This window comes from Hydrogenophaga sp. (assembly GCF_050182545.1).
In the GTDB taxonomy this organism is placed as follows: domain Bacteria; phylum Pseudomonadota; class Gammaproteobacteria; order Burkholderiales; family Burkholderiaceae_C; genus Hydrogenophaga.
Map to the genome: position 1 here is coordinate 20,128 of NZ_JBFXCD010000029.1, position 11,718 is coordinate 31,845.

The 11,718-nt window shown below is 67.3% G+C and carries 10 protein-coding genes; 7 read left to right on the top strand and 3 right to left on the bottom strand.

Annotated features, from left to right (window positions below; translation table 11 throughout):
* Entirely contained in the window at positions 1–1,023 is a 1,023-nt protein-coding gene (locus AB7P10_RS19445) for an asparaginase (protein WP_428295490.1), read from the top strand.
* Here AB7P10_RS19445 and AB7P10_RS19450 read toward each other — a convergent pair.
* Entirely contained in the window at positions 1,020–2,699 is a 1,680-nt protein-coding gene (locus AB7P10_RS19450; protein ID WP_428295491.1) for an NAD+ synthase, read from the bottom strand. The genes AB7P10_RS19445 and AB7P10_RS19450 overlap by 4 nt on opposite strands.
* Before the next feature lie 56 nt (positions 2,700–2,755).
* Between AB7P10_RS19450 and AB7P10_RS19455 the strand changes: the two genes are divergently transcribed.
* Complete coding sequence (locus AB7P10_RS19455; RefSeq protein WP_428295492.1) at positions 2,756–3,931, top strand: GNAT family N-acetyltransferase; 1,176 nt, start codon at positions 2,756–2,758, stop codon at positions 3,929–3,931.
* Here AB7P10_RS19455 and ppa read toward each other — a convergent pair whose 3' ends face one another.
* A complete protein-coding gene (gene ppa, locus AB7P10_RS19460) occupies positions 3,932–4,471 on the bottom strand; it encodes an inorganic diphosphatase (protein WP_428295493.1) in 540 nt (179 codons plus the stop codon).
* A 304-nt stretch (positions 4,472–4,775) separates the two neighbouring features.
* On the opposite strand from ppa, the gene AB7P10_RS19465 reads away from it, so the two are divergent.
* Positions 4,776–6,839, top strand: coding sequence for a sodium-translocating pyrophosphatase (locus AB7P10_RS19465; protein WP_428295494.1), 2,064 nt, complete (start codon positions 4,776–4,778; stop codon positions 6,837–6,839).
* Between the two features lie 16 nt (positions 6,840–6,855).
* On the opposite strand, the gene AB7P10_RS19470 is transcribed toward AB7P10_RS19465, so the two are convergent.
* Positions 6,856–7,494 carry a TetR/AcrR family transcriptional regulator gene (locus AB7P10_RS19470; RefSeq protein ID WP_428295495.1) on the bottom strand — a complete coding sequence of 213 codons (639 nt, stop codon included), beginning with the start codon at positions 7,492–7,494 and terminating at the stop codon, positions 6,856–6,858.
* Between the two features lie 97 nt (positions 7,495–7,591).
* Here AB7P10_RS19470 and AB7P10_RS19475 point away from each other — a divergent pair, with 97 nt between their 5' ends.
* The 4 genes from AB7P10_RS19475 to moeA all read left to right on the top strand — a co-directional run bounded on the left by AB7P10_RS19475 (position 7,592) and on the right by moeA (position 11,567).
* On the top strand, positions 7,592–8,422 hold the full coding sequence (locus tag AB7P10_RS19475) for a metal-dependent hydrolase (RefSeq protein WP_428295496.1): 831 nt from the start codon (positions 7,592–7,594) through the stop codon (positions 8,420–8,422).
* 96 nt (positions 8,423–8,518) lie between these two features.
* Complete coding sequence (moaA, locus tag AB7P10_RS19480) at positions 8,519–9,634, top strand: GTP 3',8-cyclase MoaA (protein WP_428295497.1); 1,116 nt, start codon at positions 8,519–8,521, stop codon at positions 9,632–9,634.
* Positions 9,635–9,644: 10 nt separating this feature from the next.
* A complete protein-coding gene (gene mobA, locus AB7P10_RS19485; RefSeq protein WP_428295498.1) occupies positions 9,645–10,268 on the top strand; it encodes a molybdenum cofactor guanylyltransferase MobA in 624 nt (207 codons plus the stop codon).
* Positions 10,269–10,289: 21 nt separating this feature from the next.
* Positions 10,290–11,567, top strand: a complete 1,278-nt coding sequence (gene moeA, locus AB7P10_RS19490; RefSeq protein ID WP_428295499.1) for a molybdopterin molybdotransferase MoeA — start codon at positions 10,290–10,292, stop codon at positions 11,565–11,567.
* Positions 11,568–11,718 lie beyond the last annotated feature (151 nt).

Consider the following 11,718-nt stretch of genomic DNA (forward strand, 5'->3'; position numbering starts at 1 on the left):
ATGCCCACCCACACCCTGCCCCACCATGTCCCGATCACCGTGTCCTTTCGCGGAGGACACCCGGAGAACATCCACTTCGGCTCGATGGCGGTCGTGAGCGCAGAAGGGCGTCTGCTCGCCAGCGTGGGCGACGTGGAATCCCCCCTGTTCACGCGTTCCTCGCTCAAGCCCTTCCAGGCCATGCCCCTGATCGCACAGGCGGCCGACCGGTACCGGTTGAGCGACGCCGACATCGCACTGCTGTGCGCAAGCCACAGCGGCGAGCCGACGCACGTGGAGCGCGTCGCCGCCCTGCTCGCCCGGATCGGCGCGGACGAGACGAATCTGGCCTGCGGCAGCCACGTGCCCTTTTTCTACGGCGTGACAGCCACCCAGCCCGGCCCTGGCGCGCGCTTCAGTCGCCTGCACCACAACTGCTCGGGCAAGCACAGCGGCATGCTGCTGCTGGCCGACGCGCTGGGGGCAACACAAACGGGGTACCTGGACATCCAGCACCCGGTGCAGCGGCAGATCGCAGCCAGTGTGAGCCACTTTTCGGGCGTCGCGGTTGACCAGCTGCTGCGGGGCACGGACGGCTGCAGCGCGCCCAACTATGCCCTTCCCTTGCGCGCACTGGCGCATGCATTTGCCCGACTCACGCAGGAGACGCCAGATCCCGTCTATGGCAATGCGCCGCACCGCATTGCCCGCGCGATGAGCACACACCCCGATCTGGTCAGCGGCCAGGGCCGCAACGATCTTGCGCTGATGCGCGCCGGGCACGGCGACTGGGTCAGCAAGGTGGGCGCCGACGGCGTGCAGGCCCTGGCCAGTTTCAGCCGCGGTATCGGTATCGCCGCCAAGGTGAGCGATGGCCTCCTGCCGCCCCTGATGGTGGCTTTCGTGTCCGCGCTGGAGCAGCTCGGCTGGCTGGACGACGATCGCCGCGCCGCGCTGGCCAGCCTGATCCCGCCACCACTGAAGAACGCCGCCGGCATCGAAGTGGGAGACATGCGCGCGGTGCTTGAACTGCGCAGCACCTAGGCGCGGTATTTGCTGGTGATCGGGTAGCGCCAGTCCTTGCCGAAGCTGCGATGGGTCACACGGATACCCACCGGCGCCTGGCGGCGCTTGTACTCGTTGATGCGGATCAGGCGCACCACCTTGTCCACGTCGGCGCGCTCGAACCCTGCCGCCACGAGACTCTCGGGGCTCTGGTCGTTCTCCATGTAGCGCTCGATGATCGCGTCGAGCACCTCGTAGGCGGGCAGGCTGTCCTGGTCTTTCTGATCCGTGCGAAGCTCCGCGCTGGGCGGGCGCGTGATGATGCGTTCGGGGATCGGGCTTGCGCCAGTGCCATAGGGGTCGTGCGCGTTGCGCCAGCGCGCCAGCTTGAAGACCATGGTCTTGGCCACGTCCTTGATCACGGCAAAACCACCGGCCATGTCGCCGTAGAGCGTGCAGTAGCCCGTGGCCATTTCGCTCTTGTTGCCGGTGGTCAGCACGATGCTGCCGAACTTGTTGGACAGTGCCATCAGCAGCGTGCCGCGGATGCGCGCCTGCAGGTTCTCTTCGGTCGTGTCCTCGGGCAGGCCGGCGAACTCGCCCGCCAGGCTGGCCTTGAAGGCCTCGAACTGCGGCGCGATGGCGATTTCGTCGTAGCGCACGCCCAGGCGCGCGGCCATGTCGCGCGCATCGATCCAGGATATGTCGGCCGTGTAGGGCGAAGGCATCATCACCGCGCGCACGCGGTCCTTGCCCAGTGCGTCCACCGCAATGGCCAGCACCAGCGCCGAATCGATGCCGCCAGAGAGACCCAGGATGGCGCCCGGGAAGCCGTTCTTGCCCAGGTAGTCGCGCACGCCCAGCACCAGCGCGTGCCACAGATCGGCCTCGGGGCTGTGCGCGCGGTCGGTGCCGGCGGTGATCTGCCAGCCCGATCCCTGCCGCTCGAAGCTGGCGTCGAACAGCGTCTCTTCGAAGCTCACCGCGCGCCCCGCCAGCGCACCGTCGGACGCCAGCACGAAGCTGCGGCCCTCGAACACGATTTCATCCTGCCCCCCCACCAGGTGGGCATACACCAGAGGCAGCCCGGTGGCGAGAACGCGCTGGCGCATGGTGGCCTCGCGCTCGCCACCCTTGCCGGCGTGGAAGGGCGACGCGTTGATGACCGCCAGCACCTCGGCCCCCGCAGACTTCGCCTCGGCCGCCGGCGCGTCGAACCAGGCGTCTTCGCAGATCAGCAGGCCCACGCGCACGCCGCCCACCTCGATCACGCCCGGCGCGTGGCCCGGCACAAAGTAACGCCGCTCGTCGAACACCTGGTAGTTGGGCAACTCGCGCTTGGCGTAGGTGTGGGTCACCTGCCCTTCACACACCACACTGGCCGCGTTGTGCAGCCGTGCCACCGCCACGCTGCGGTCGCGCCGCTCGACCACGGTGGCCGAGGTGCGTGCCGGATGTCCCACCACGATGTGCAGGCCTTTGAGGTGCGCCGTGCCGGCCTGCACCAGTTTCACGGCATCATCGCAGGCGTCGATGAACGCGGGCCGCAGGAACAGGTCTTCAGCGGCATAGCCGCAGATCGCCAGCTCGGGGGTGAGCAGCAGTTGCACGCCGCGCGCATGGGCCTGCACGGCCGCGTCGATGATCTTTCGGGCATTGCCCGCCATGTCACCCACCACGAAATTGAGCTGGGCGACACAAATGGAAAGCGTCATGGGGTCTGGGAACCTTGCTGGAGAGACCGCGCCGCCGAGGCGGGCAGGAGCTGTTCTTGTCTGAAATCGATTATGTCACCCGGGTCCTGAACTCACCGCTGGAGGTGTCTGCCCAGGCATGGAACGCGCTGCTCGCGCGCGAACCGGATCCGAGTCCGTTCATGCGCCACGAATACCTGGCCGCGCTGCACGCCAGCGGCAGTGCCACCGCGGCCGCAGGGTGGCAGGCACAGTTCGTCACCTTGTGGCAAGGCAGCACGTTGCAGGCGGCCTGTCCGATGTACCTGAAGAACCACTCGTATGGTGAGTACGTGTTCGACTGGGCCTGGGCCAATGCCTACGCCCAGCACGGCCTGGACTACTACCCCAAGGCGCTGGTGGCGGTGCCGTTCACACCGGTGCCCGGCGCGCGCCTGCTCGCGCGCGATGACGCAGCGCGCGCCGCCCTGGTTCGAGCACTCCTGGCCCACACGCGCGAAGAGGGCCTCTCCTCTCTGCATCTGCTGTTTGCACAACCGCGGGACCTCGCCGCCTGCGAGGCGGCCGGCATGATGCTGCGGCACACGGTGCAGTTCCACTGGATGAACGAAGACCTTGCTGGAGAACAATTCGCCGACTTCGACCACTTTCTCGCCAGCCTGCAACAGGAAAAACGCAAGAAGATCCGCCAGGAGCGCCGCAAGGTACACGGCGCGGGCGTCGCGTTCCGATGGTCGCGCGGCGACGGCATTGCCAGCGCGGACTGGGACTTCTTCTACCGCTGCTACGAACGCACCTACCTCGAACACGGCAACGCACCCTACCTGAGCCGCGACTTCTTCCAGCGCATGGCGCGCTCCATGCCGCAGCACTGGCTGCTCTTTGTTGCAGAGCGGGAAGGTCGCCCCATTGCCAGCAGCCTCATCGCCATCGACGATGCGTCACGCGTCGCCTATGGCCGCTACTGGGGGGCCCTCGAGCGCGTGGACTGCCTGCATTTCGAAGCCTGCTACTACCAGCCGCTGGACTGGTGCATCGCGCACGGCTTCACGCGCTTTGAAGGCGGGGCCCAGGGCGAACACAAGATGGCGCGCGCCCTCCTCCCGGTGAAAACCAGCAGCGCTCACTGGCTGGCCCATCCGGCGTTTGCCGAGGCGGTTGAACGCTTCCTGGAGCGCGAAGGCCAGGGTGTGGGCGAGTACCTGGACCACCTCGCCCTGCGCAACCCGTTCAGGGCCGCGCCCGCTGCCTGATCAAGCCTTGCTGGTCTTTTCGTAGTTGGCAATCCCGTCCAGGATTTCCTTGTGGGCAGCGTCCTTGCCCTCCCACCCGAGCACCTTGACCCACTTGCCCGGCTCCAGATCCTTGTAGTGCTCGAAGAAGTGCTGGATGGTGTTCAGGCGCATCGGATTGAGGTCCGAGGGCTTCTGCCACTGGGTGTAGATCGACAGGATCTTGTCGATCGGCACGGCCAGCACCTTGCCGTCCTCACCGGCCTCGTCCTGCATCTTGAGGATGCCGATGGCGCGGCAGGGCACGACCACGCCGGGGATCAGCGGCACGGGCGTGATTACCAGCACGTCGACCGGGTCGCCGTCGCCCGAGATCGTCTTGGGCACGTAGCCATAGTTGGTCGGGTAGTGCATCGCGGTGCTCATGAAGCGATCCACGAAGATCGCGCCGGTTTCCTTGTCCACCTCGTACTTGATCGGATCGGCGTTCATCGGGATTTCGATGATCACGTTGAACGAATCGGGCACGTTTTTTCCAGGGGTGACGTTGTCGAGAGACATGTTGATCAGGGAGGTTGGTTGGAAACGGGAGCGGCCGCCCGCGCGGGCGGCCGCTGGAGGACAAGGGAACGCCGGAACCGGTCCGGCGCGCCTAGGATTTACCCTGATTTTACTGATTCCAGGCTGACTTCCCGGACCGGGCTCGCGCGGTTGTCATCAATTCCCGCTAAATTCGCGGGGTTGGCCAATCGCCCTGTTTCAACGCCGTGCAACGCGGCGCAAACCGGCAGCGAGGAAGCAACGCAGCGGGGGCATCCCCGGAGGCGTTGCCCCCTCCAAGTCGAAACAAGCAGGAGTAAATCTGATGGTTGGACAATCTGCGCTGATCTTTGCGCTGGTGTGCGGGCTGGTGGCCGTGGTCTACGGCTTCTGGTCCCGCAGCTGGATTCTTTCCCAGGACGCGGGCAATGCCCGCATGCAGGAAATCGCCGGGGCCATTCAAACGGGCGCGGCCGCCTACCTCGCCCGGCAATACAAGACCATTGGCATGGTGGGCGTGGTGCTCGCGGTGCTGATCGGCTTCTTCCTCGACGGCCCGACCGCCATCGGCTTCGTGCTCGGTGCCGTTCTCTCTGGCGCCTGCGGTTTCATCGGCATGAACATCTCGGTGCGCGCCAACGTGCGCACCGCGCAGGCGGCCACCCGGGGCATCGGCCCGGCGCTGGACGTCGCCTTTCGCGGCGGCGCCATCACCGGGATGCTGGTGGTCGGCCTGGGCCTGCTGGGCGTGGCCGGATTCTTCTGGTTCCTGGTCGGCAACGGCAACCTGACGCCCGACAGGAACCTGGCCAAGCTGCTCAACCCGCTGATCGGGTTCGCGTTCGGTTCGTCCCTCATTTCCATCTTTGCGCGACTGGGCGGCGGCATCTTCACCAAGGGCGCCGACGTGGGCGCCGACCTGGTGGGCAAGGTGGAGGCCGGCATCCCCGAGGACGATCCGCGCAACCCAGCGGTGATCGCCGACAACGTGGGTGACAACGTCGGCGACTGCGCCGGCATGGCCGCCGACCTGTTCGAGACCTACGCCGTCACGCTGATCGCCACCATGGTGCTCGGCGCCCTGATGGTCGCGGCCGCGCCCATGCAGGCCGTGCTCTACCCACTGGTGCTCGGCGGCGTGTCCATCATTGCCTCCATCGTCGGCTGCTTCTTCGTCAAGGCCAGCCCGGACATGAAGAACGTGATGCCGGCGCTCTACAAGGGCCTGGCCATTGCCGGCGTGCTCTCGCTCATCGCCTTCTGGTTCGTCACCGCCTGGATCATGCCGGACAACGCGATCACGGCCTCCGGCAGCCAGCTGCGCCTGTGGGGTGCCTGTGCCGTGGGCCTGGCGCTGACCGCCGTGCTGGTCTGGATCACGGAGTTCTATACCGGCACGCAGTACTCACCGGTGAAGCACATCGCGCAGGCCTCGACCACCGGCCATGGCACCAACATCATTGCCGGTCTGGGCGTGTCCATGCGCTCCACCGCCTGGCCGGTGCTGTTCGTCTGCGTCGGCATCATTGCCTCGTACACACTGGCCGGCCTCTACGGCATTGCCGTCGCTGCTACCGCCATGCTGAGCATGGCCGGCATCGTGGTCGCACTCGACGCCTACGGCCCCATCACCGACAACGCTGGCGGCATTGCCGAGATGGCCGAACTGCCCAGCAGCGTGCGCGACATCACCGACCCGCTGGACGCCGTGGGCAACACCACGAAAGCGGTGACCAAGGGCTACGCCATCGGTTCGGCCGGCCTGGCTGCCCTGGTGCTGTTTGCCGACTACACCCACAAGCTCGAGAGCTATGGCCACCAGATCCGCTTCGACCTGAGCGATCCGATGGTCATCATCGGCCTGTTCATTGGCGGCATGATCCCCTACCTGTTTGGCGCCATGGCCATGGAGGCCGTGGGCCGTGCGGCCGGCTCGGTCGTGGTCGAGGTGCGCCGGCAGTTCAAGGAGATCCCCGGGATCATGGAAGGCACGGCCAAGCCGGAGTATGGCAAGGCGGTCGACATGCTCACCACCGCGGCCATCAAGGAGATGGTGATCCCCTCGCTGCTGCCGGTGGTGGTGCCGATCCTGGTCGGCGTGTTCCTCGGCCCGAAGGCGCTCGGCGGTCTGCTCATGGGCACCATCGTCACCGGCCTGTTCGTGGCCATCTCCATGTGCACCGGCGGTGGTGCCTGGGACAACGCGAAGAAGTACATCGAGGACGGCCACCATGGCGGCAAGGGCAGCGAGGCGCACAAGGCCGCCGTGACCGGCGACACCGTGGGCGACCCCTACAAGGACACGGCCGGCCCGGCGGTCAACCCCCTGATCAAGATCATCAACATCGTGGCGCTGCTGATCGTGCCGCTGCTGCCGCTGGCCGCCTGAGGTCGCGGCCCCTCCTTCAGACAGCCCGCCCTGGCGGGCTGTTTGCTTTCTGATTGCCGCATGCCGGCGGTGCCCCGGCCAGCAGGCGCACCACCGCACTGGCGGTGGGCGTGAGTGCTTCGAGCTGCGCTGCTTCGCCGCGCTCGATCGACTGCAGCACCAGCTCGTGGATCCCGCCCACCGCGGCCATGGCCATAGTGGGCGAAAGCACCACGCCACAGGCGTTGATGGTGTCGAGCATGTAGTCCGCCAGGTGCTGCATCACCTCGCGGCGCACGGCCGCGCCTGCGGGACCCAGATGGTGGATTTCCACGAACAGCATGCGGATCAGTTCCGGCCCGGCCGCCAGGTGCGCCAGGTAGGCGCCCAGCGCGTGTTCCACCTGGTCTTGCCACGGCCGCTCGGGCTGGACCGACTCCCTCAGCGTGCGCAAGGCCGACGCGCTGGCCGCACGGTACAGGGCCAGGAAGCACGCATCCTTGTCGGCAAAGTGCTCGTAGAACGTGCGTTTCGACACCCCGGCGCGCGCGACCACGGCCGCGATCGAGGCCGCCGCAAGCCCCTGCTCGGCCGCCACGGCGGCCATGGCCTGCAGCAGGCGGGCGCGGTGTTCATGGGGCACGCTGGGGGCGCCCGGGGTGCTTTTCGGCTTCATGGCCGGGCATCTTACGGCTTGACAGGCAGTCTCCCAGCGCGCACCATCTCCACTTGGTACGACTTCGTACCACTCCTGCCGCCCACCCCGAACTGCCATGACCGAACTCGTTGTCCGCCGCCTGCTGATCGATCTGGAGCAACCGGTGGCTCGCCACTGGTGTGCCAACGACGCCTTCCTGACCGCCTGGTTCAACGCCCTGTCGATGAGCTTTCCCATCGGGGAACAGTTCTTCATCGATTCGGTGCGCAACGGCCTCAAGGCCCTGCCGCCCGAGCGGCAGACCGAGCTGCAAGCGGAGGTCCAAGGATTTGTCGGCCAGGAGGCCACGCACCGGCGCATCCATGCGCTGTTCAATGCGCAGATCGAGAAACACGGTCTGGTCAACGCCTGGGAGCCACGCGCACGCGAACGTCTCCAGTTGCTGGAAGGCACCGATCCGCGCCACGGCCTGGCCATCACGGCGGCCAATGAACACTTCACCGCACTTTTTGCCGAATGGCTGCTGGCGCACCCTCACGTGCTCGATGGCAGCGAGGCGCGCCTCAAGACCCTGTGGCTGTGGCACAGCGCCGAAGAAGCCGAGCACAAGTGCACCGCTTTCGACCTGTACCAGGCGCTGGGCGGCAGCCTCGCCTGGCGCAGCACCTGGATGCGCCGCATCACCCTCGTCTTCCTCGCCGACACGATGCGCCAGACGGTGGACAACCTGCGGCGCGATGGCACGCTCTGGCAGTGGCGCACCTGGCGCAGCGCGGCGCGCCACCTGCTCGGGCGCGAAGGCCTGCTGCGACTCACTTTCAAGCCCTGGCGCGCGTACTTCAGGCCCGACTTCCACCCGAACCAGCAGTCCAGCGAACTCTCCGCCCGCTGGCTGCGCGACAACAGCGCGTCGTACACGCCGGTGGCGCGGGCGCAACCCGCCTGACGCAGGCGGCGCCGGGCCGCGCGATGCCCACGCTGAAATCCTGCATACCCGTCCTGCAAGACCGCGCCCTTGGATCGGGTCGCCCATAATCGGCGCATGTCCGAACGCGTGATTCCCCTGATCGACCAGCGCCTGGTGTCCGTGGCGGCGCGCATTCCGTCCGTGGTCACGGCGCCGACAGGCCTGCTGGGCGACGCCCTGGGGCGCCCCCTGCGCGATCTGCGCATCAGCGTCACGGACCGCTGCAACTTTCGTTGCAGCTACTGCATGCCCAAGGAGATTTTCGACAAGGACTACCCCTACCTGCCGCACAGCGCGCTGCTCACCTTCGAGGAAATCACGCGCGTGGCGCGCCAGTTCGTCGCGCACGGGGTGCAGAAGATCCGGCTCACCGGTGGCGAACCCCTGCTGCGCAAGAACCTGGAAATCCTCATCGGCCAGCTGGCCGCGCTGCGCACCGTGGAGGGTGCCCCGCTGGACATCACGCTCACGACCAACGGTTCCTTGCTCACGCGCAAGGCTGCCGCGCTCAAGGCCGCCGGCTTGCAGCGCGTCACCGTCAGCCTCGACGGTCTGGACGACACCATCTTCCGCGCCATGAACGACGTGGACTTTCCGGTCGCCGACGTGCTCGACGGCATTGCCGCCGCGCAGGCCGCAGGCCTGGGACCGATCAAGGTCAACATGGTGGTCAAGCGCGGTACGAACGACCACGAGATCCTTCCCATGGCGCGCCATTTCAAGGGCACCGGGATTGCGTTGCGCTTCATCGAATACATGGACGTGGGCGCCACCAACGGCTGGCGCATGGACGAGGTGCTGCCCAGCGCCGAGGTGGTGCGGCGCATCCATGCGGAACTGCCGCTGGTGCAGCTCGACGCCTCGGTCCCGGGCGAGACCGCCGAGCGATGGGGCTACGCCGATGGCTCGGGCGAGATCGGCGTCATCAGCAGCGTGACCCAGGCCTTCTGCGGCGACTGCAACCGCGCCCGCCTGTCCACCGAGGGCCAGTTGTACCTGTGCCTGTTCGCCAGCCAGGGCCACGACCTGCGCCACCTGATCCGGGGCGACGCCACCGACGAGCAACTCGCCAGCGCGATCGCGGCGATCTGGCAGGGTCGCAGCGACCGCTACTCGCAGCTGCGCGCCAGCCTGCCACCGGACGCGGGCCAGGGCAAACGCCGGGTCGAAATGAGCTACATCGGCGGATGAACGCAACACCATGATCCACACCAATGACATCACGGGCATGGTCCTGGCCGGCGGCCGCGGATCGCGCATGGGCGGGGCCGACAAGGGCCTGCAGAACTTCAATGGCACGCCGCTGGCCCTGCACGCCCTGCTGCGCCTGCAGATGCAGGAAGGCGGCCTGGTGGGCGAGCAGATGATCAACGCCAACCGCAACCTGGCCGCCTACGAGGCCTTCGGCGTTCCGGTCTGGCCCGATACCCTGGGCGACTACGCAGGCCCGCTGGCGGGCTTCATGACCGGCCTGGAGCGCTGTGAAACGCCCTACCTGCTCACCGTGCCCTGCGACACGCCGCTGTTTCCGCTGGACCTGGCGCAACGCCTGGCAGCGGCTTTTGAAGACAAGACCACCGAAATCGCCATGGCCGCGGCGCCCGAGGAGGACGGCCAGTTGCGCCCGCAACCGGTGTTCTGCCTGATGCGCGTCGAACTTCTGGAGAGTCTGGTGGCTTTCACCCAGGACGGCGGTCGCAAGATCGACCGCTGGACCGACCAGCACCGCACGGTGATCGTGCCCTTTGACCGGCCGGGGGACGATCCCCAGGCCTTTTTCAACACCAACACCCTGGCCGAGCTGCACGCGCTGGAACAGCGCTGAGCGCCGGGCCTTGCGCTTCACATGAAATCCATCGAGCAGATCGCGGCCGAGCTGCAGGGTTACGACCCGCAGGCCCTGAGTGCTGAACGCGTCAACGACTTCCTCAACCGCCTCGTCGAGCCGGTGACGCAAACCGAAGAGGTTGGCGTCTTCGACGCACCCGACCGCATCCTGGCTCGGGACGTCATCTCGCCCATCAGCGTGCCGCCCCACGACAACTCGGCCATGGACGGTTTTGCGTTCGACGGCGCGCAACTGCGGCCCGGCGAGCCGCTGCACCTGCGCGTGGTGGGCACCGCCTTCGCGGGCAAGGCATGGAGCAGCCCGGTCGGCGCAGGCGAATGCCTCAAGATCATGACCGGCGCGATCCTGCCCGCCGGGCTGGACACGGTGGTGCCACTGGAATTCGTCGCCATCGAAGGCAACACGGTGACCGTGCCCCCGGGTGTGGTCAAGACCGGCGACAACCGCCGTCTGCTCGGCGAAGACATCATGGCCGGCAACGCCGCCCTGCGCCGGGGTCAGCGGCTGGGCCCTGCCGCACTGGGTCTGATCGCCAGTCTGGGTCTGCCCACCGTGAACGTTTTCCGGCGCGTCCGGGTGGCATATTTCTCCACCGGCGACGAGATCCTCAGCCTGGGCGAGGCGCCCCGCGAGGGTGCGGTGTACGACAGCAACCGCTACACCGTTTTCGGCCTGCTCACACGCATGGGTGTCGAGGTGATCGACATGGGCGTGGTGCGCGACGAGCCCGCAGCGCTCGAAGCCGCCTTCCGGCAGGCCGCGGCGCGCGCCGACGCCATCATCACCAGCGGCGGCGTGAGCATGGGCGAAGCGGACCACACCAAGGCGATGATGAAGCAGCTCGGCGACGTGGCCTTCTGGCGCATCGCCATGCGGCCTGGCCGGCCGATGGCGGTCGGCCGCATCCTGGATGGCGCGAAGTCCTCGATTCTTTTCGGCCTGCCCGGAAACCCCGTCGCGGTGATGGTGACCTTCCTGGCCTTTGTGCGCCCTGCCCTGCAGCGCCTCATGGGCGCCGAGGTTCAAGCCCCTGTCCTGCTGCAAGCCAGGAGTGGCGAAGCCATGCGCAAGAAGCCGGGGCGCACCGAGTACCAGCGGGGCAACGTGGTGCGCGAGGCCGATGGTTCGCTGGTGGCGCGCACCACGGGCAACCAGGGCTCGGGCGTGCTCAGTTCGATGGTGCAAGCCAACGGGCTGATCGTGCTGCGGCACGAGCAAGGCAATGTGGCGGTGGGAGATACCGTCGAAGTGATGCTATTTGATGGGGTTGTCTGAGGGGCCTCTCCGGCAGGTCCGGCGGACGGCGACCGGGATGTCCGGCTCCGCTCATGTACCCCGGGCCGGCTGCGCCGGCCCTCCTCCTTGACATCGCAGCGCCGGACACCCCCATCACCGCCCACCTCGTGCCCAAGCGATTCGGGGACGC